Annotated in this window: 18 protein-coding genes; 13 read left to right on the top strand and 5 right to left on the bottom strand. The window is 41.8% G+C overall.

Annotated elements, in window-relative coordinates:
- Positions 1-64 precede the first annotated feature (64 nt).
- Positions 65-2,287: a primosomal protein N' gene (locus tag FTV27_RS08865; RefSeq protein ID WP_180078067.1), complete on the bottom strand. Its 2,223-nt coding sequence runs from the start codon at positions 2,285-2,287 to the stop codon at positions 65-67.
- 150 nt (positions 2,288-2,437) lie between these two features.
- On the opposite strand from FTV27_RS08865, the gene gspF reads away from it, so the two are divergent.
- The 4 genes from gspF to FTV27_RS08885 all read left to right on the top strand — a co-directional run bounded on the left by gspF (position 2,438) and on the right by FTV27_RS08885 (position 5,325).
- Complete coding sequence (gspF, locus tag FTV27_RS08870; RefSeq protein WP_078189785.1) at positions 2,438-3,643, top strand: type II secretion system inner membrane protein GspF; 1,206 nt, start codon at positions 2,438-2,440, stop codon at positions 3,641-3,643.
- 36 nt (positions 3,644-3,679) lie between these two features.
- Positions 3,680-4,117 carry a type II secretion system major pseudopilin GspG gene (gene gspG / locus FTV27_RS08875; protein ID WP_078189784.1) on the top strand — a complete coding sequence of 146 codons (438 nt, stop codon included), beginning with the start codon at positions 3,680-3,682 and terminating at the stop codon, positions 4,115-4,117.
- 283 nt (positions 4,118-4,400) lie between these two features.
- On the top strand, positions 4,401-4,736 hold the full coding sequence (locus tag FTV27_RS08880; RefSeq protein WP_180078069.1) for a hypothetical protein: 336 nt from the start codon (positions 4,401-4,403) through the stop codon (positions 4,734-4,736).
- A 250-nt stretch (positions 4,737-4,986) separates the two neighbouring features.
- Entirely contained in the window at positions 4,987-5,325 is a 339-nt protein-coding gene (locus tag FTV27_RS08885; protein WP_180078071.1) for a tRNA-binding protein, read from the top strand.
- A gap of 84 nt (positions 5,326-5,409) precedes the next feature.
- Here FTV27_RS08885 and lnt read toward each other — a convergent pair whose 3' ends face one another.
- Positions 5,410-6,969, bottom strand: a complete 1,560-nt coding sequence (gene lnt, locus FTV27_RS08890; protein ID WP_180078073.1) for an apolipoprotein N-acyltransferase — start codon at positions 6,967-6,969, stop codon at positions 5,410-5,412.
- On the bottom strand, positions 6,966-7,805 hold the full coding sequence (locus FTV27_RS08895) for an HlyC/CorC family transporter (RefSeq protein ID WP_078189781.1): 840 nt from the start codon (positions 7,803-7,805) through the stop codon (positions 6,966-6,968). Before FTV27_RS08895 ends, lnt begins: the two co-directional genes overlap by 4 nt.
- A gap of 200 nt (positions 7,806-8,005) precedes the next feature.
- Here FTV27_RS08895 and tusA point away from each other — a divergent pair, with 200 nt between their 5' ends.
- The 4 genes from tusA to FTV27_RS08915 all read left to right on the top strand — a co-directional run bounded on the left by tusA (position 8,006) and on the right by FTV27_RS08915 (position 12,450).
- Positions 8,006-8,263 carry a sulfurtransferase TusA gene (tusA, locus tag FTV27_RS08900; protein ID WP_180078075.1) on the top strand — a complete coding sequence of 86 codons (258 nt, stop codon included), beginning with the start codon at positions 8,006-8,008 and terminating at the stop codon, positions 8,261-8,263.
- Between the two features lie 133 nt (positions 8,264-8,396).
- On the top strand, positions 8,397-11,153 hold the full coding sequence (locus FTV27_RS08905; protein WP_180078077.1) for a type VI secretion system Vgr family protein: 2,757 nt from the start codon (positions 8,397-8,399) through the stop codon (positions 11,151-11,153).
- The gene (locus tag FTV27_RS08910) at positions 11,153-11,938 is read left to right on the top strand and encodes a lipase family protein (protein WP_180078078.1); all 786 of its coding nucleotides are present in this window, start codon (positions 11,153-11,155) and stop codon (positions 11,936-11,938) included. The genes FTV27_RS08905 and FTV27_RS08910 overlap by 1 nt, the downstream gene beginning before the upstream one ends.
- Positions 11,935-12,450, top strand: a complete 516-nt coding sequence (locus tag FTV27_RS08915; RefSeq protein ID WP_078192806.1) for a hypothetical protein — start codon at positions 11,935-11,937, stop codon at positions 12,448-12,450. Before FTV27_RS08910 ends, FTV27_RS08915 begins: the two co-directional genes overlap by 4 nt.
- A 179-nt stretch (positions 12,451-12,629) precedes the next feature.
- Here the strand turns inward: FTV27_RS08915 and FTV27_RS08920 are convergent, their stop codons facing one another.
- On the bottom strand, positions 12,630-14,342 hold the full coding sequence (locus tag FTV27_RS08920; RefSeq protein WP_180078080.1) for an electron transfer flavoprotein-ubiquinone oxidoreductase: 1,713 nt from the start codon (positions 14,340-14,342) through the stop codon (positions 12,630-12,632).
- Between the two features lie 194 nt (positions 14,343-14,536).
- Here FTV27_RS08920 and FTV27_RS08925 point away from each other — a divergent pair, with 194 nt between their 5' ends.
- The 5 genes from FTV27_RS08925 to FTV27_RS08945 all read left to right on the top strand — a co-directional run bounded on the left by FTV27_RS08925 (position 14,537) and on the right by FTV27_RS08945 (position 18,973).
- A complete protein-coding gene (locus FTV27_RS08925) occupies positions 14,537-15,145 on the top strand; it encodes a DUF1285 domain-containing protein (protein WP_180078082.1) in 609 nt (202 codons plus the stop codon).
- Positions 15,146-15,193: 48 nt separating this feature from the next.
- Positions 15,194-16,078 (top strand): glutamate racemase, encoded by an 885-nt coding sequence (gene murI / locus FTV27_RS08930; protein ID WP_067764041.1) that lies wholly within the window; start codon positions 15,194-15,196, stop codon positions 16,076-16,078.
- 121 nt (positions 16,079-16,199) lie between these two features.
- Positions 16,200-17,228 (top strand): DUF4062 domain-containing protein, encoded by a 1,029-nt coding sequence (locus FTV27_RS08935; protein ID WP_067764038.1) that lies wholly within the window; start codon positions 16,200-16,202, stop codon positions 17,226-17,228.
- Between the two features lie 65 nt (positions 17,229-17,293).
- Positions 17,294-18,316 (top strand): ferrochelatase, encoded by a 1,023-nt coding sequence (hemH, locus tag FTV27_RS08940; RefSeq protein ID WP_180078084.1) that lies wholly within the window; start codon positions 17,294-17,296, stop codon positions 18,314-18,316.
- Between the two features lie 12 nt (positions 18,317-18,328).
- On the top strand, positions 18,329-18,973 hold the full coding sequence (locus FTV27_RS08945; RefSeq protein ID WP_180078086.1) for an MBL fold metallo-hydrolase: 645 nt from the start codon (positions 18,329-18,331) through the stop codon (positions 18,971-18,973).
- A 99-nt stretch (positions 18,974-19,072) separates the two neighbouring features.
- Here the strand turns inward: FTV27_RS08945 and FTV27_RS08950 are convergent, their stop codons facing one another.
- The gene (locus FTV27_RS08950; RefSeq protein ID WP_067764029.1) at positions 19,073-19,258 is read right to left on the bottom strand and encodes a DNA gyrase inhibitor YacG; all 186 of its coding nucleotides are present in this window, start codon (positions 19,256-19,258) and stop codon (positions 19,073-19,075) included.
- Between the last annotated feature and the right edge of the window lie 18 nt (positions 19,259-19,276).

A 19,276-nucleotide genomic window follows, 5' to 3' on the forward strand; every position in this document is an offset into this window, starting at 1 on the left:
TTGTGTTTTTGGTCGAAAGTTGCAATTCAGTATGACTGATATTTTCAGACTGAATTGTACGCGTTTAACTGAGTTCCTGTGGGTCTATATCGAGGCTCAATTTCATATTTGATGGCTTGTTATGCAAGATGTTTTGCCACCAATAACGCAGATAATAATGTAAGCGCGCACGATCTGTAGACAGTAAAACCATGTGGGATTGGTAACGCCCTGCTTTGCGCTCCATCGGGGCAGGAATCGGCCCCCAAATATCAATAATTCCAGCAGAGTCCTGACGCAGCAATTGGGCATGTTGCTGTAAAAATTCAGTATTGATTTCTTGGTTTTTTGACTCACAGCGTATCAATGCTGCATAGCGAAACGGTGGCATTTGTGCCATTTCCCGTTCTTTCATGGTTTCTTTGGCAAATTTTCGATAGTTCTCATTGACCAAAATATTCAAAAGCGGATGGTCGGGTCTTAATGTTTGTAGGAATACATCGCCTTTACGTTCGCCACGGCCGGCACGCCCTGTGACTTGCACAATGAGCTGTGCAGTACGCTCGATGGCACGGAAGTCCACACTCAGCAGACCTGAATCGATATCTAAAATCGCCACCAAGGTGACGTAAGGAAAATGATGACCTTTGGCCAGCATTTGCGTACCAAGCAAAATAGCAGGCTCACTTTTTTGAATTTTGTCATAAATCTTTTGCCAACTACCAACGCGGCTGGTCGAGTCACGATCCACTCGAATGATGTCATGTTCAGGAAACAACTCATTTAAACTTTCTTCAACTTTGGCTGTGCCCATCCCAATAGATTTGAGCTCCTGATGATTACACTGTGGACAGTGATCTGGCATACGGTGAATGGTGCCGCAGTGATGACAATGTAAATGTTGATAAGGTGTGCGGTGTACAGTGAAATTGGCATCACAGTGTGGACATTTGGCCTGCCATGCACAGCTTTCACAAATTAAAACCGGGGCATATCCTCGACGGTTTAAGAACACTAACACCTGTTCTTTTTTCTCAAGTCGCTTACGGATTTCACCAATTAATAATTGGCTGATTCCATGCTGCTTCTGTGCCACTTTCAGATCAAGGATGTGCATTTTCGGCATGACCGCGGTGCCTGCGCGTTGGTTTAGTTCCAAAATTGTCATCTTGCCTTGTTTGGCAAGGGCATAGCATTCAATACTAGGTGTGGCAGAGCCAAGAATGACAGGACATTGCTCTAAATGCCCACGGAACAGAGCAACATCGCGTGCATGGTAGCGAAAGCCTTCTTGTTGTTTAAAGGACAGATCATGCTCTTCATCAATCACAATTAAACCTAGATTAGGCAGTGGGGTATAAATTGCAGAACGCGTGCCTAAGATAATTGACGCCTTACCTGTTTGCGCAGCTTGCCAAGCTTGCATACGTTTTGAATCGTTCAAACCCGAATGTAGTAGAGCAATATTGCAATGAAAACGTGATTGGAAGCGGCTAATGGTCTGTGGGGTAAGTCCAATTTCAGGCACTAAAACCAAGACTTGTTTGCCTTGCTTTAGAACCTCTTGCATGATTTGTAAATAGACTTCAGTTTTACCACTGCCAGTTAAGCCATCGAGCAGGAAGGCCTGATATTTTTTACGTGCGTTTAATACGCTATCGATCGCTTTTTTTTGGTCAGGGTTTGCCGTAAGTGGCATTTGCGCCATGCTCATCGGCATCGGGCTAAAGTCTTGTTCTGCTAACACACATTCGCAGATGCCTTTTTTCTCTAAGGCTTTGAGTGTTGCTGTTTCCACACCTGCCAAATTAAGTAAATTTTCCCCAGTTCCAGTTGGGTGTAATTTTAAAATTTTATAGGCTTCTTGTTGTCGTTCCGAGCGCTTAATTTTGTCATCGGCATGGAGGTCGAGGAGATTCCATGTACGTGCTAATAAATTATAGGGTTTCCCTTGGCGTAACAGCGTCGGAAGGGCACTTTGCATCACTTCACCAATCGGAAATTGGTAATACTGTGCAGACCATGTCAATAAATTTAAAACTTTCTCATCTAAAATGGCGCGATCATCAAGAAGTTCGGTAATGGCCTTGAGTTTAAAGCTTGAATCGAGTGGTGCATCGGGAGCAATTTTTTCCACGATGATACCGGTCAAATTTTGCCGACCAAAAGATACAGCAACGCGTGCACCTACTTCAGCTTGTTGGTATTGCTCTTGGTTTAAGCTGTAATCGAAGCAGTCGTATAAATATACCGGAACGGCGACTCGAACGCGGTAAATAGGTGTTGCAATGCTCGCTGAATTTGCCATAAAACGTGGATAAGTTCCTGATTAAATTTCGTCGTGATCGTAAAGGAGTTGTGTTAGAGTGAGCTCATATTTTATATCTAAGAATATGAATGATTTTGATGGTCAGACGCAACTGCGCTGATAGAAATTTTGGAAAATTAGAGCATTACAATGCCTGCATATCAGTTTACTGCCATAGACGCTTCAGGGAAGCAGCAGAAGGGTGTACTTGAGGGTGATTCTGCGCGTCAAATTCGTCAACAGCTCAGAGATCAGTCACTCATTCCAGTTGCTGTCGATCCGATAGAGCAAAAAGACAAACACGCGCAGCAGCGCTGGTTTCAAAAAGGGCTGAATGCCTATGACTTGGCTTTATTGACTCGCCAACTTTCAGTTTTGGTTGCCGCTGCAATTCCATTAGAAGAAGCGATTCGTGCTGTGGGAAAACAAAACGAAAAAGCCCATGTGCAAAACCTGTTGATGTCGGTGCGTTCTAAAGTTTTGGAAGGGCATTCTTTAGCCAACGCACTACAACAAGCGGGACGCTTTCCTGAACTGTATATTGCCACGATTGCAGCAGGTGAGCGTTCAGGTCATCTCGATCTCATTCTCGACCAACTTGCCGATTACACCGAAAACCGCTTTGCCATGCAAAAAAAAGTGCAGGGTGCGATGATTTATCCCATCATCCTGATGTTAATGTCTTTCGGTATTGTGATGGGACTCATGACCTATGTGGTCCCAGATATTGTCAAAACCTTTGATCAAAGCAAAGATGCCTTGCCGTGGATAACGGTCGCTTTAATGAAAGCCAGTGATTTTATTCGAATGGCTTGGCCATTTTTATTGGTCGGTAGCGTAGTCTCGATTTTTCTCTTGGTTCGATTCCTCAGAACAGCGGCGGGACATTATGCCTTTGACCGTTTGACTTTGAAATTACCATTATTTTCCAAACTGTCTAAAGGTATTAATGCCGCTCGTTTTGCTAGTACCTTATCGATTTTAACCAAGTCTGGCGTGCCTTTGGTCGATGCTTTAAAAATTGGCGCAGCGGTCAGTAATAATTGGGTGATTCGAGATTCGGTCAACCTTGCGGCAGAGAAAGTAACAGAAGGTGGTAATTTAGCAACACAGCTTGAGCGAAGTGGTTATTTCCCACCGATGATGGTACAAATGATCAAAAGTGGTGAAAGTTCAGGCGAATTAGATCGGATGCTCGAACGTGCATCGACGATGCAAGACCGTGAAGTGACGACCTTAATTTCAACTTTATTGGCGTTACTTGAACCGCTGATGTTGGTATTTATGGCGAGCATTGTACTGGTGATTGTGATTGCTGTGATGCTGCCAATCGTGAATATGAATAATATGATTTAAGACATTCGAACAATGATGTGAACAGAGATTTGTAACATGCAAGTGAAGACAAAAAATATGAAGCAACAAGGTTTTACTTTAATTGAAGTGATGGTGGTCATTGTCATTTTAGGTGTTTTGGCAGCGCTGATTGTACCGAACGTGATGGGCCGTGGTGAAAAAGCCAAAGTTGATACCACAGCGATTACTTTAAAAAGTGTCGCTGGCTCATTAGATCAATACAAAATGGACAACGGTAAATTCCCTTCAATGCAAGACGGTGGATTAAATGCTTTGGTCACTAAACCTGAGTCTGCTAAAAACTGGTTGCCGGGTGGCTATATCAAAGGTGGCTATCCAAAAGACAGTTGGGACAATGACATCCAATATGTGATTCCAGGTTCTGAAGGCCGTCCTTATGATCTTTATTCATTTGGTGCGGATGGTCAGTCTGGCGGTGAAGAAAATGATGCCGATATTTACTATAAACACTAACTGAGAATAATTATAAATTCAGTTTTAATGGAATTAATCACTTCACTTAATAGGATGTTTCAATATTGAGTGAAGTGATAATAAATCTTAATTATAAAATTAATATTAAGTTGTTGAATTTACTTTAAATAACATAATATGAAATATGTGATATTTATAATAAGAATTATTCCCAATTTTATTGATTACAATAATCGCAAAATATGAATAAATATAGGCTTTTCATTTAAATAAAACCGCGCATAATATCTTTTATGGTACTTTTTTAGCCATGGAGGATAGCATGAAAGCATTATTATTAACGGATGAAATTAACCAATTTCATTGGTCTATGCTGAAATCTGTTCTTTTGATTTTAAGTATTCTGCCGATCAGTCAAGGCATTGTGTATTTATGGCAAAGCACTGAGGGCAGTAGCCAAATTATGGTGGGCTTCTTTGCCATCAGCTTAATGAGTTCATTACTGGCTTTAAGTTTTTGGTCTGCATTAAAAGCGACTGTGGCAAATTTAAAACAAGAACATGCATCTGCCATCGAACAAATGGTTGTTCGTCTTTATCGATATATTCCAATGGTATCTTTAGCTGCCATGCTTTCCTATTTAGTTACGCAGTTATAACCCCAAAATTAAACCTTCAAAACTGGAGCTTGCTCCAGTTTTTTTATGTCTCGTGTTAATGAACAGTTCGTAGCGTACATCAGTGCATACTTCTACATGGTACGCGCTCTAACATAACCTTGCTTTGTCCGTTTTGGCGCATCGAATGTCTGCTTCACATATCGTCAGCCTGAATGAAATTTTTATAATCTTTAGATATCAGATCTTAGATAGTTAGATGAAGTACAACAAAGAATAGAAAGAGGGAAAAATGCAACAGATTGATTGGCACGATTTTGTGAAAGTTGAATTACGTGTAGGGAAAATTGTGCAGGCTGAAGTCTTTGAGCAAGCGCGTAAACCCGCGTATATTCTCCATGTGGATTTTGGAGAGGAACTGGGCATTAAAAAATCCAGTGCGCAAATTACACAGCTATATCAGCCGGAAAATCTATTGGGAAAATTGGTCGTTGCCGTCGTGAATTTTCCAAAAAAACAAATTGGTCCGATCCAGTCAGAGTGTTTGGTCACAGGCTTTCATAATGCAGAGGGGTATGTTGCTCTTTGTGTGCCTGATGCAGAGATTCCCCTAGGCACCAAGTTACTTTAAAAAAGCAGGGTGAACTGGCACGTTGAAAGTTTATCAATAAAAAACCGAGCCAAAGCTCGGTTTTTTTGATCTTTTGTAGCGGAATTAACGGCGTGATTTAAAAGAAATATCAACTTTACGCGGGCGATAAATCCAACCGAGAACCAATAACAAGAATGAGAAAATCAACACAGGCCAATCACTTAAGCGTGTGTAAAGTGTCTCGCCTTGCATGGCAGGTAAATCACCACGAAGTACCGCATCTTTATCCATCGGTGCTTGTTTCACAATGTGACCATTATGATCAATAAAGGCGGTAATGCCGGTATTGGTTGCACGGATAAACCAACGGCCATTTTCTTTGGCACGCATTTGAACCATTTGTAGGTGCTGATGTGGGCTCGCTGTTCCAGTAAACCATGCGTCATTGGAAATGGTCACTAGATAATCACTTTGACTGGCATTACGACGGGTTAAGTTGGGATAAGCCACTTCATAGCAAATCGCCGCACCTAAATCATGACCCTTAACATTCAAAGGCTTTTGGTTGTTTGCACCACGTGAAAAGCCACTCATCGATGGGTCATTTTGTAGGGCAGGCAGTACCCAACTTAACATCCCTGAAAGCGGAATGTATTCACCAAAGGGGACTAGACGTTGCTTCTTGTATAGACCAGAAGATTCATCACCAGTTGCCATGATGGTGTTGTAATACATAGGGTGTTGGTTTTGCTGTGATTCTGCCAAGTCCCAATAGGGAATACCTGTCACCCAAGCCGTACCTGTTTTATTGGCTTGGACTTTCATCGCATCCAAAAACGGCTCAATATCGGTTTGGAACATTGGAATAGAGGATTCTGGCCAAACAATGACATCACGCCCCCATTCGGTCCGACTTAATGACGCATATTTCATTAAGGTTTGAGCTTGGTATTCTGTTAACCATTTTAAATCTTGTGGAATATTGCCTTGAATTAAGGAAACACTCAGCGGTTTTTCATTTTTAGGCTGAACAAATTGCACTTGCCCTGCACCCCATGCACCGAGCAAAACAAGGGCAGAGGGAACAATCCAGAAGATGCGTTTACGCAGGATTTCAACCAATGCACAGGCCAATACAATGACCGCAAAAGATACCCCAAAGATCCCGAATAGTGGCGCATAGCCATCGAGAAATCGTTCAGTAAAGGCATAACCTGCAAACAGCCATGGAAAACCGGTAAAGACCCAAGTTTTACTCCACTCGAAAAACACCCACAGTGGCGCAAAGGTCAGTGGGGTTTCTGGAAAGAAGCGGCGGTAGAGCCAACTCTGAACTGCGGTAAACAGCCCCATCACAATTGCCATAATAGCAATCATCAAAACACTGAGTGCTGAATTGGTATCACCATAGACATGGATCGAGGTATACAGCCAAAAAGCCCCAACAAACCATAAGCCAAAGCCATAAGCTAGACCAATGAAAAACGATTGTTTAGGTGCACGTTGACTTAGGCAGGCATACAACAGGGCTGGAGATAAAATTGCCAACCACCAATAATGATAGGGTGCCAGCGACAAGCTGAAGATGGCACCTGAAAATAATGCAATCAGCAAAGGATAGATGAAAGGTAGCTGTTTTTTTTGTTGTGAGTGGTTTAGCAGCTTATCAAAGTAGGTTCTCATTTACGGACAGCTCGGATCAGATGAATGGTACGTGCATCTGCCTCCAAAATGGTAAATTCCCAGTTTTCAAGTTCAATCACTTGACCTTGTAAATCACTGACCAAGCCCATTTCTTGTAGCAGTAAGCCGCCCACAGTTTCTACTTCATCATCTGAAAAATCAGCATCTAAAAGATTGTTAAAGTGTTCAATTGGTGTAAGTGCTTGAACCAACCATGTATTTGCGCTCAGCGGGTCTTCATCTGGAATGATAAATTGAGCTTCTTCATCGACTTTGTCATGTTCATCTTCAATTTCACCCACAATTTCTTCAAGAATGTCCTCTAAAGTGACTAAGCCTGAAGTTGTGCCATATTCATCAATCACTACAGCGATATGGGTTTGGGTATTTTTCAACATACGTAAAACTTGGTCAGAACGCGCGCTCTCGGGTACAAATAAGGGTTGACGCATTAATGCACGAATATCGACTTTGGTGGTCGGTTCTGTCAAAAATGGCAACAAATCTTTGGCCAACAAAATACCGACAACATTGTCTGGCTGGTCTGAGGAAAAGACTGGGAAACGTGAGTGTGCAGATTCAACAAGTACATGCAAAATATCTAATAGCTCATCATCTTCTTGTAAGCTGATCATCGCAGTACGGGGGGTCATGACCTCGCGGATTTTAGTTGCAGGTAAGTCGAGTACCCCTTCGAGCATGGCAACTGTATCGGGTTCTAAGAAGCGACGTGAATCTTGTACCAATTTCAACAGTTCGTCACGGGTTTCTGGTGCAGTGCCCAGCCATTTACGTAAGCCGCGCATGCCCCACGACGGGCCGGATTCCTCTTGCATGATCTTTCCTAAAGACTCTTAATATCTAATAAATGATGATTTTATCATACCGTAGAAAATACAGTTGTCTATTGTTAATGTTGATCTAGATGATGAGCGATCAAGTCATTTTAAGACGCTATCGTTTGCATTTTTCAAGTTAACATTCGGTCGTCAGGATTATGCTAAAATAGCGTTAGATTTTAATGCTGAGTTTTCTAATGTCTGAGCCTTCTGTGCCCCCATCAATTCAATTAAACACCCGTGGCTTACGTTGCCCTGAGCCTGTGATGATGTTGCATCAAGCCATTCGTAAATCAAAATCGGGCGATATTGTTGAGGTTTTTGCAACAGATAATTCGACCTCTTGGGATATTCCGAAATTTTGTATGCATTTAGGTCATGAGCTTTTGCTTCAAGAAGAATGTCTTGATGAAAATGGAAATAAAGAATTCCATTATTTGGTTCAGAAAGGTTAATTTAAGAGATTGTAAAAAATAATAATTATTAAGATGTTACATTTTTATTAATAAAATAGGCTGGTCAAGTCTGATGGCTAGCCTATATCATTCGCAGCATAATTATACAAAGTTTAAAAAACAGACTTTTAAAATGTTAAATTCGATTGCTCTTATACTTGAAAAATTAGGCTTATCCGCCCAAAAACGTGCCATTCATGTGCAATTTTCCAACCCTGCGTTGAATGATGAGCTTTTTATTCAACGTATTGATGGGGAGCATGTCTTAAACCAAGGCCTGCAAGCGACTTTGATTTGCCTATCTACTAATGCCCTTATTCCGCTAAAACAATTTATTGGCGCACAGGTCGCCGTTGATCAAGTAACCGATCAGGGCGAACTCTTCCGCACCACGGGTATTATTACCGAAGCCACCCAAGGGCAGAGTGACGGTTCACTCACGCTGTATAAACTCACTTTAGAAGATGCAACATCGCTGTGGCATAAACGCAGGAACAGCCGTGTGTTTATGAACAAATCTGTTCGCGATGTCAGTGAAACTCTCTTTAAAGAATGGCAAAGCAAAAGTCCGCTTTTTGCTGCCAGTCTAACGCTAGATCTAAGCGGTTTAGGCCAAAACTATGACGTTCGACCTTTCATCATGCAGTCGAATGAAAGCGATTATGAATTTTTAACCCGACTTTGGCGCAGTGAGGGTATCAACTGGCTCATCGATGAAGCGCAGCTGAAAGTGTCACATTCCTCAGCGCCAATTGAAAAACAAAAACTCCGCCTGATTGATGACAATAGCCAATATCAAGCACTCAGCCGTCGTAGCATCCGCTTTCATCGCTCTAGCGCCACAGAAAAACAAGACAGCATCACCAGCTTGATCGGTGAGCGTAGCATTCAACCGACTGCGGTACACGTACAGCGCTGGCAAGCCGATGGTCTCAGCCAAGAAGAAGGTGCAGGTTCAGTTCAAAGCAAACATCAGCATAGCCAAAGCCAAGACAATGCCAGCTTAAGTTTGGAACAAGCATGGCATATCAGCCCTGCATGGATGCAAGATTTAAAAGGTGAAGATCAAGCTACGGCTTCATCCAACAGCCAAATTGAAAAACTGAATCAAAACCTAATACGCTACCACGAGCTACAATCGAAAAAATTCAGTGCACAATCGACTGTGCGTGATACCCAAGTGGGTTATTGGTTTGAATTGAATGAACACCCAGAAATCGATCAACACAGTGGTGCAGACAAACAATTTTTAATCACAGAAAAGAAATTTTATAACCAAAATAACTTACCCAAAGATCTCTCTGAACAAGTCAATCAACTGATTGAACAGAGCCAGTGGAATATTAAACCCATCCATGAACAGGCCGAGCGTCAGGCCAATCAGCTCACATTACAACGCCGCAATATTGCGACGGTTCCTGAATATAACCCACTCGAACACCGTCCAAGCACCCATCCGCAACGGGCTAAAGTTGTCGGGCCAAGTGGTGAAGAAATATATGTCGATGAATGGGGGCGTATCAAAGTCCGCTTTTTATTTACCCGTGGAGATGACCACAGCCATGATGGCGGTGCAGGCAGTAATGACAATGATACGGATTCTGCATGGGTAGATGTGCTTACCCCATGGGCCGGTGAAGGCTATGGTGCATGTTTCTTACCACGTATTAATGAAATCGTGGTCATCGATTTCTTTGACGGCAATATCGACCGACCATTTGTGGTGGGGCGCATACATGAAGCACAGCGCAGTCCGACCCAATTTGATAGTAAAGGTAAACTGCCAGACACCAAAAAACTGGCTGGAATAAAAAGTAAGGAAGTCCAAGGTGAAGGCTTTGGACAACTGCGCTTTGATGACACGACGGGACAAATCTCGACACAATTACAAAGTACCCATGGCGCGACTCAGCTCAACCTCGGTAACCTCAGTCACCCCAAAGAAATGGCAGAAAGTGCAGGTCGAGGCGAAGGCTTTGAACTAAGAACAGACCAATGGGGCGCAGTACGCGCAGGTCAAGGGCTACTTGTCAGCACACACCCACAACAACAAGCAGCGGCAATGCACCTCGATGCACAAGCGGCGAAAGATCAAATCGAAGCCAACTTAAACAGCAGTAAAGCCTTAAGTGAAGTGGCTAAAAATCAACAAACTGACCCGCTTGAAGTCCTGGATAACCTAAAAAACTTCCTTGGACAAATTGAAAAAGGCAGTAAAGAAAAGGCAGATGCTTTTAAACAAGCCTTAATGATTTTATCTGCACCAAACTCAATTGCTGTGAGTAGTCAGGAAGATATTCATCTTTCAGCAGATGGACAGATCAGCCAAAGTGCAGGCGATAGCATCAATCTCAGCAGTCAAAAATCCTTAATTGCCCATGCACAAAGCAAGATCAGTCTATTTGCAGCACAAGAAGGATTACGTGCGTATGCAGGCAAAGGCAAAGTTGAAATCCAAGCCCAAGGAAATGGGGCAGATCTGATTGCACGAAAAGCTATTCAAATTATTTCCACGGAAGATAAAGTTGAAATCAAAGCGAGCAAAAAAATCGTGCTAACTGCTGGTGGTAGTCAGATTGAAATTAGTAGTGCGGGTGTATTACCGACAACTAGCGGTAAGTTTGAAGTGAAGGCAGGGCAGCATAATTTTAAACAGGGTGCAACAGTAAATAAGCCGCTTCCATTTTTGCCTGAAAAAGAAAAGCAAAAATATGGCGTATGGTTTGATGTGATGGATCATCAAGGAAAGAAACTTGCTTCAGGTACGGAATATATTATTTACGATGAAACAGACAAAGAAGTTGAACGTGGAAAATTAGATAAATCCGGTCTTGTTAGGTTAGAAACTGAAGAATTAAATAAACAATATAAAATACATGTGGTGATGTGATGGGATTAGAAGAACAAGCCTATGCTGACTTAGTTAGGACAACTATGGGAAATGTAAACCCTACACCACCTGTAGTTCCTGTTCAGCTGGTGGTATATACACATAGTTATACCGCATTTATTGGTGGAGCATCTGATAAGTACTCTTTTGCTCCTAACGATCTGCCTATTAATATAGGAGGTAGAGGCTTAGGACCTAATAGATTTGTTGGTGAATATTTTGATGAGTTTGATTTATCACAAAAGAAGAAATTTAAAAATGCGACGATTGAATATTACGGGTATGAGGAAGCATATACTGGCATGAAAGCTGGAGGGAAAAAATTAGATGCATTTGACAATATTAAGAAATTCTTAGAAAAAAACCCGAATACTCAGGTAAATATTATTGGACATAGTTTAGGTGGATGGAACGCAGCTGGCCTAGCAGCTGAACTAGTGAAGAAAAAGATATGTAAAGTTAATTTACTTATAACAATTGATCCTGTTGGAACTTTATTATCGTATAGTGCATTAACTCCAGTAAGTGCTCGAATCTATTTTAGAGAACCTTCACCAAATTGTAATTATTGGGTAAGTGTAACATGCGAGCCAAAGTCGTATGATAGTAACGATGCTGTTGCAGATTCAGGAGGGCAGTGGAGGAATAAACCCAGAGAGAGAGCAAATGTTTTTTATTCTACAAAATATAGTCATGCTGAATTTAAGGAAATGATGAAAGAAAAAATATTTATGGGCCAGTCTGCTGAAGATATGATGTTCACTCAATTGAAGAAAATAAAATGAAAAAAAAATACATTTTGGGTTTTGTTGTATTTATTTTGGGTTGCCAAAATGCTAATCATCAAAGCTTAGATAGAAAAATTACTGTTAATCCTTCTCTTAAATTAAGCTACAGTATTATCGGTTCAGAAGAAAAACCTGCATTAGCAGTTACAGGAAATTTAATAAGTTCAGTTTCATTAAAAGAAGTTTTGATAAAAGAACAATTCGACTTTGCACGTATTGAGTGTGACAAGTTGAATGAGTTCAAACCTTATGCGTATTTAAAAGTAAAAGATGAAAAAAGAAAGAAGAATACTTTTCAATCGGATTTTTTGTTGAAAATATGTCCGGAAGATGATGCTAATAGTGAGCATTGTGTTAAAAATATTGAAGATTTTAGGAATAGAATAAAAACAAATTTAAGTTGTGAAGTCGTTTTTGGTGGAATGACTAAATCAAAAATAATTATTTCAAATCGATTTAAAATCGATAAGAATCAAATATTAAATGCAGAGGAGTATGCATTGGAATAAGCATATTCTTATGGAGTAGAAGCTAGAATTAGAATATTTATTGTTAGATTATGAATTTTTGGTACTCAAATATTATTTATAATTTAACTATTCAAATTTGACGAATTCTAACTTTGAATAAATTATTTTAACTGAGAATAAACCCGCACTAAGCGGGTTTATTTTTATCTCAAAGGAGATTACATGTTAGGGTAATTAGGACCACCGCCACCCTCAGGTGTTACCCAAGTAATGTTTTGAGACGGATCTTTGATGTCACACGTTTTACAGTGTACACAGTTTGCTGCGTTAATTTGGAAACGCTTAGAACCGTCATTCTCTTCCATAATTTCATAAACACCGGCAGGGCAGTAGCGCTGAGCAGGCTCATCCCATTTTAGTAAGTTCACATTTACAGGAATAGAAGCGTCTGTCAGTTTTAAATGCGCAGGCTGGTTCTCTTCGTGAACGGTATTCGATACGAATACTGAAGACAAACGGTCAAATGTAATTTTACCATCTGGTTTTGGATAATTCGGTTTGAAGTTCGCAGCATCGACAGTTTTTAAAGCGCTGAAGTCGGGCTGTAAGTCATGCAGCGTGAACGGCACTTTAAAGATGTTTTGATCAACAAAGTTGAACGCACCACCCATCCATTGACCAAACTTATGCATAGCAGGGCCGAAGTTACGAGAGTTATATAACTCTTCTTTCAACCAACTGTTATTGAACTTGTCTGTGTACGCAGTTAACTCTTTAGCGAAGAAGTCTTCACCTTCAGTCACACGTGCAATGGCAAGGTCACCACCTTTTTCCACACCCGCAGCAATCGCTTCAAATACAGCTTCACCGCACAGCATGCCTGATTTCATTGCTGTATGAGAGCCTTTGATTTTCGCAAAGTTTAGGAAACCTGCGTCATCACCAATTAAGCTACCACCTGGGAAAGTGAATTTAGGTAGTGAGTTGAAGCCACCTTTTACAACCGCACGTGCGCCATAAGAAATACGCTTACCACCCTCAAGATATTGCTTGATCAGTGGATGTGTTTTCCAACGCTGCATTTCCATAAATGGATACATGTGTGGATTGGTATATGATAAGTCAACGATCATGCCCAAAGTCACTTGGTTGTTCTCAGCGTGGTATAACCACCAACCGCCTGAAGAACCTGTTTCACTTAAAGGCCAACCTGCACCGTGCATCACCAAACCTGGTTTGTGCTTAGCAGGATCGATTTCCCAAAGTTCTTTAATACCAATACCGTAATGTTGCGGATCAGCATCTTTATCTAAGTTGAATTTTTGGATTAAACGTTTACCCAAATGACCACGACAGCCTTCAGCAAATAATGTGTATTTGGCGTGAAGTTCATAGCCAGGGGTAAAGTTGTGCGTTGGTTCGCCATCTTTACCAATGCCCATGTCACCAGTCTGAATACCTTTCACAGTACCATCTTCATGGTAAAGGATTTCAGACGCAGCAAAGCCTGGGAAAATAGACACTTCTAACTCTTCAGCTTTAGCACCCAACCAACGAACCACGTTACCTAACGAAATAACATAGTTGCCATCGTTATGCATGGTTTTTGGCACCATCCAATGCGGTGCTTCTTGTGATTTTTCATCAGACAATAAGAAATAGGTTTTATCTTCAGTCACAGGCACATTTAACGGTGCGCCTTGTTCTTTCCAATCTGGGAACAATTCATTCATCGCGCGAGGTTCGAGCACAGCACCTGATAGAATATGCGCACCCACTTCGGAGCCCTTTTCCACGACACAAACGGACAGATCGTTTAGGTTATTTTCAATTGCAAGTTGACGAATTTTAATCGCAGCAGATAGGCCGGCAGGACCTGCACCGACGATAACTACGTCAAACTCCATCGATTCACGTTCGATGTGTTCCATGTAGGACTCCTCATATTTCGGAAGGTGGCATCCATTCAATTCATTTAAATGGTGCTGCCATGAGTGTTCTTAATGCCCAGACACAATTTTTCTATCGTGTCTTTGATATTGTGGGCTAGTATAGTTTTAAACCGAGTTCTAGCCAATTGGCTGAATCATATTATTTTTCCGTCACTAAGGTATTTATTAGGCGGATGAAGCAGCAATTGAACGAAAACCCGACGAAAAAATTCATTAATAGGGATGATAGAAATTTAATGAACATTGCACAATACTTAAAAGATGGACAGTCCGGTCACAAAAGGTCAATCCCCCCATTAGATCAATGGCATCCAAAGCATTGTGGCGCAATGGATCTGAAGGTTTTAGCCAATGGAGAATGGTGGCACGATGGTCAATTGATCAAACGCCAAGCGCTTATTGACTTGTTCTCGACAGTACTATGGAAAGAAGACAGCAAGTTCTATTTAAAGACCCCAGTCGAGCAGATTGAAATACAGGTAGAAGATGAGCCTTTATTTGTTAATCAAGTCGATATGCTTGAGCTAGAAAACAAGCGCTATATCCAGTTTACGACCACAACACAAGACGTGATTGTTGTGGATGATGAACATCCTATTTTTATGCGTGCATATCAAGGTGAATTGCGCCCCTATGTACATGTGCGTTTTGGAATTAATGCACTGATCCAGCGTGCCGCATTCTTTCATTTGGTTGAGATGGGTGAACTGCTTGAAAATGAAAAAGGTGAATCCATTTTAGTGTTACAAAGTGGTGATTTGAGCTTGCAATTAGGCACCTGAGGTTTAAGCTTTCCACCTTGTCATTCTGAACAACATATAAGTGATCCTATGACCGCCATTCACCCCATTTACCCACTGGATGTACCCATGCCGAAAGCTGGCGCAGATGCACCGATCGGTTTATTTGATTCGGGGATTGGTGGCTTATCTGTGGCCTTGGAAATTGCGCGCTACTTGCCGAATGAACGTATTGTGTATTATGCCGATACTGCACATGTACCCTATGGGCCACGTGATGATCAAAATATACGTGAATTGACTGCACATGCCATAGAGTGGTTATACCGCCAAGGCTGTAAAGTCGCTGTCGTGGCATGTAACACGGCATCTGCTTTTAGTTTAGATTATTTGCGTGAACATTATGGGGAGAACTTCCCCATTATTGGTTTAGTTCCTGCGTTAAAGCCTGCCGTTCTGCAAACAAAAAGTAAAACAGTGGCTGTTCTTGCAACACCTGCGACATTTCGTGGAAAGTTGATTAAAGATGTGATGCATCGTTTTGCTGAGCCGGCAGGGGTCAATGTTCTGACTGTTACCAGTTTGGAATTAGTACCCTTTGTAGAAGCAGGTGCGCAGATGAGTGAGGCTTGTCTTAACACATTAACTGAGGTTTTACAGCCAGTTGTAAATCAAGGTGCAGATTTTTTAGTGCTTGGATGTACACATTACCCCTTCCTAAAATCGGCAATTCAGTATATTTTTGGTCAGAAGCTGACATTAATTGACTCAGGTTTTGCAGTTGCACGACAAACAGCCCGAATTTTGATTAAAAATGAGTTATTATTTGATCAGAAAAGAGAAAATTGTTTGCGTATAGAGTGCTATGTCAGTGGCAATAATGCGGAAAATTTAAAACCGGTTGTGGCGCGCCTGATTCAAGATGATATTTCTTGGAACATTGCCAACATCGGACTTATAAGTTCAGAAGACTAAATCAGTCATTTTGGACAACGTTAAATGAAAAAATTAGTTTTTTATTGGGGTAGTCATGTCGCATTTTCCAGCTAAGATCAATTCGATGCTGAGTGCGTTATGCAGCGGGAGAGGATCACTAATGCTCGATAAGCGTTATCAAGTATTCATTTCCACATCTGGTAGCGAAATGCAGCCAGAACGGATCATTTTGGCTCAGACGCTTGTGGGAATGGGGTTTTTCTCATGGGGGCTAGAACAACGCACACCATTGAGCACTGCTTTTGCACGTCGTCAAATTGACGATTGTGACTATGTGATGATTTTATTGGGTAGTCAATACGGTGAGCAGTCTGTGTCTGGTGTGGGCTATATGCACCTTGAATACATCTATGCGGTGACCAAGCAAAAACCTGTCATTGTGTTTATGCATGATGATCCAGATTCACGTGATGATGCGTTACATGATGCTAAACCTGAACTTCGTGAAAAATTTAAAGAATTTAGAAAACTATTACAAAATGAAGTCGATCAAGTTTTTACCTATCGTAGTTTACGTGATTTAGAAATGGCAGTTCGATTGAACATGCCACAAATGCTAGAACGCTATCCTGTTACAGGTTGGGTGCGTCCACAGAATACTCAAGCTTTACATGATGAAATTGATCGTTTAAAAGCCCAGTTAGTTCAACTCGAAACAGAGTCTGGAAAACGCGAAGTTGATCCATTCCTATCTTTACCAAAAGTGTCGATGCATGAACTATTTTCATTTGAATACCGCATGCACGCTTATCAAGATGGTAATTTCAAAGAATTAAAAGTACAGAAGAAAATGACGTGGGCGCAGCTCTTGTCGATTTTAGGCGCAACCTTTGTTAATCCAACCCCTGAGGAATTCTTCTCTAAACGAATGAATGAGTTTTTGAATGAAACAGGTTTGGATGATGCTCGTATTGAGATGCCGCGTGCACATGCGGTTGCGCGGGCACAAGTGAATATTCGTGCTTTACACAGCATTAAAAGCCAGATGCGGCAGAATGACTGGATTGTGCCCAATGGCCGAGATGACCGTCAGCGGATGTTGTGGCAAGTGACCAGTAAAGGTCAAAAATTACTAGAAAGTAATTTGCTAGATAATGATCGAGTTTTTCAATTTAAATCTGCATACTAATCTATTTTATTAAATAGATAAAAAGCTGCTACATTAGCGTCATTCAAATTGATGGAATAAGCGTAATGTTGCCTGCCGAAAAAGCTAAAGTCACCATTATTCTGGCAAATCTAGGTACGCCTGATGCGCCAACTGTACCCGCAGTGCGTCGTTTTCTGCAACAGTTTTTGTCAGATCAGCGGGTGATTGAAATCCCGAAACCGATATGGCAAATCATTCTACGTTTGTTCATTTTGCCATTTCGACCAAAGCGTGTGGCGCATGCCTATGAAATGGTTTGGGGCAATGATTCGCCCATGCGTGAAATTTTATTTGAGCAAGTCGCCGCAGTAAAACAGCATCTCACAGCAAAATATCCAGAATTTGAACTAAATGTGATTCCGGCCATGACTTATGGTAATCCGGGGATTTCTGCCGCTTTAGCGCAATTGGCTGAGCAGCCACAAGACCACATCGTCCTGTTTCCACTATTCCCACAATATTCAGCAACATCGACTGCACCGCTATATGATGCGATCGCACAATGGATTCCGCAGCAACGCAATTTGCCGGGTTTGAGCATTATTCGTGACTACTATCAGCACCCGCTATTTATTCAAGCATTAGCGCAAAGTGTGCGTGATTATCAAGCGGAGCATGGGTTCGCGGATAAGTTACTGATGTCATTCCACGGTATTCCACAGCCTTATGCCGATAAAGGTGATCCCTATGCTGACCGTTGCCGTGTAACAGGGTACTTGGTCGCAAAAGCGCTCGGTTTAAATGAAGATCAATATGAAATCAGTTTCCAATCGCGCTTTGGTAAGCAAGAATGGGTGAAACCTTATACCGATGCCACTTTGGAAGCGTGGGGCAAACAAGGCGTGAAATCGGTACAGGTTATGAGCCCTGCATTTTCAGCGGATTGTTTGGAAACGCTAGAAGAGTTGGCGCTGCAAAATGCTGAAACTTTCCAAGCTGCAGGCGGTGGTGAATATGGCTATATTCCCGCATTAAACGCGCGGGATGATCATGTCGCATTGCTCAATTTATTACTTCAAGCTAATCTTGATGCCTTAAAGCAAACATTAGCCCATTCATCGCCTTGAGGTTTTCGCCCTATGTTGCAAGTTAAAATCGTGCCCGTTACGGCATTTCAACAAAACTGTTCCATTGTTTGGGACTCTGAGTCGAAAGAAGCGGTCTTGATTGATGCAGGGGGAGAGCCGGAAAAATTAAAAGCCGAAGTTGAAGCGCTCGGTTTAACGGTCAAAGCCTTGTGGTTAACGCATGGCCATTTAGACCATGCGGGTGCGGTTGGGGCATTAACCCAAGCATGGAATGTTCCGGTGATTGGCCCGCATAAAGAAGATGCATTTTGGCTCGACATGATTCAAGACGTATCAGCCAAATATGGCTTTCCGATCCCTGAAAATGTTCATGTGACTCAGTGGTTAGAAGGTGGCGAAACACTGAAACTGGGTGAAGAAGAGTTTGAAGTACGTTTTGCACCGGGGCATACACCAGGCCACGTTATGTTCTATAACGCTAAATATGGGGTGTTATGGACAGGTGATGTATTATTTAAAGGTTCTATCGGCCGTACTGACTTTCCGCGTGGCAATCATCAGCAGCTATTAGACTCGATTCAACGCGAATGCTTTAGTTTACCTGACGATACTCAGTTTATTTCTGGGCATGGGCCAATGAGTACCATTGGCTATGAAAAGCAGCACAATCCTTTTGTTGCGGGTAAAGCTGGTTAAGCAATACGCTTTAACTTGATTGGGTAAAATAAAAAAAGGTCTACTGCGGTAGACCTTTTTCTTGGATATTTTTCACATTTAAATCCGATCAAAGCGTATTTAGAACTGATCTTCTTCACGGCCACCATCAGCTTGTGGCGCATCTTGGGTAGGCAGGCGATATTCGTCATTGGCCCAAGCACCAAGATCAATCAATTTGCAACGATCTGAGCAGAATGGGCGGTATTCATTGTCTTCCCATGTGGTGAGTTTGCCACAACGAGGGCAGTTCATGGTGGTTGGCATGGGGCAACTCCAGCGAAA

Origin of the sequence: Acinetobacter sp. YH12251 (assembly GCF_013417465.1) — a bacterium.
GTDB lineage: Bacteria > Pseudomonadota > Gammaproteobacteria > Pseudomonadales > Moraxellaceae > Acinetobacter > Acinetobacter amyesii.

Excerpts from the sequence above, each read along its gene's own strand:
- FTV27_RS08865 (WP_180078067.1), bottom strand. The coding sequence starts at position 2,287 with ATGGCAAATTCAGCGAGCATTGCAACACCTATTTACCGCGTTCGAGTC.
- gspF (WP_078189785.1), top strand. The coding sequence starts at position 2,438 with ATGCCTGCATATCAGTTTACTGCCATAGACGCTTCAGGGAAGCAGCAG.
- gspG (WP_078189784.1), top strand. The coding sequence starts at position 3,680 with ATGCAAGTGAAGACAAAAAATATGAAGCAACAAGGTTTTACTTTAATT.
- FTV27_RS08880 (WP_180078069.1), top strand. The coding sequence starts at position 4,401 with ATGAAAGCATTATTATTAACGGATGAAATTAACCAATTTCATTGGTCT.
- FTV27_RS08885 (WP_180078071.1), top strand. The coding sequence starts at position 4,987 with ATGCAACAGATTGATTGGCACGATTTTGTGAAAGTTGAATTACGTGTA.
- lnt (WP_180078073.1), bottom strand. The coding sequence starts at position 6,969 with ATGAGAACCTACTTTGATAAGCTGCTAAACCACTCACAACAAAAAAAA.
- FTV27_RS08895 (WP_078189781.1), bottom strand. The coding sequence starts at position 7,805 with ATGCAAGAGGAATCCGGCCCGTCGTGGGGCATGCGCGGCTTACGTAAA.
- tusA (WP_180078075.1), top strand. The coding sequence starts at position 8,006 with ATGTCTGAGCCTTCTGTGCCCCCATCAATTCAATTAAACACCCGTGGC.
- FTV27_RS08905 (WP_180078077.1), top strand. The coding sequence starts at position 8,397 with ATGTTAAATTCGATTGCTCTTATACTTGAAAAATTAGGCTTATCCGCC.
- FTV27_RS08910 (WP_180078078.1), top strand. The coding sequence starts at position 11,153 with ATGGGATTAGAAGAACAAGCCTATGCTGACTTAGTTAGGACAACTATG.
- FTV27_RS08915 (WP_078192806.1), top strand. The coding sequence starts at position 11,935 with ATGAAAAAAAAATACATTTTGGGTTTTGTTGTATTTATTTTGGGTTGC.
- FTV27_RS08920 (WP_180078080.1), bottom strand. The coding sequence starts at position 14,342 with ATGGAACACATCGAACGTGAATCGATGGAGTTTGACGTAGTTATCGTC.
- FTV27_RS08925 (WP_180078082.1), top strand. The coding sequence starts at position 14,537 with ATGAAGCAGCAATTGAACGAAAACCCGACGAAAAAATTCATTAATAGG.
- murI (WP_067764041.1), top strand. The coding sequence starts at position 15,194 with ATGACCGCCATTCACCCCATTTACCCACTGGATGTACCCATGCCGAAA.
- FTV27_RS08935 (WP_067764038.1), top strand. The coding sequence starts at position 16,200 with ATGCTCGATAAGCGTTATCAAGTATTCATTTCCACATCTGGTAGCGAA.
- hemH (WP_180078084.1), top strand. The coding sequence starts at position 17,294 with ATGTTGCCTGCCGAAAAAGCTAAAGTCACCATTATTCTGGCAAATCTA.
- FTV27_RS08945 (WP_180078086.1), top strand. The coding sequence starts at position 18,329 with ATGTTGCAAGTTAAAATCGTGCCCGTTACGGCATTTCAACAAAACTGT.
- FTV27_RS08950 (WP_067764029.1), bottom strand. The coding sequence starts at position 19,258 with ATGCCAACCACCATGAACTGCCCTCGTTGTGGCAAACTCACCACATGG.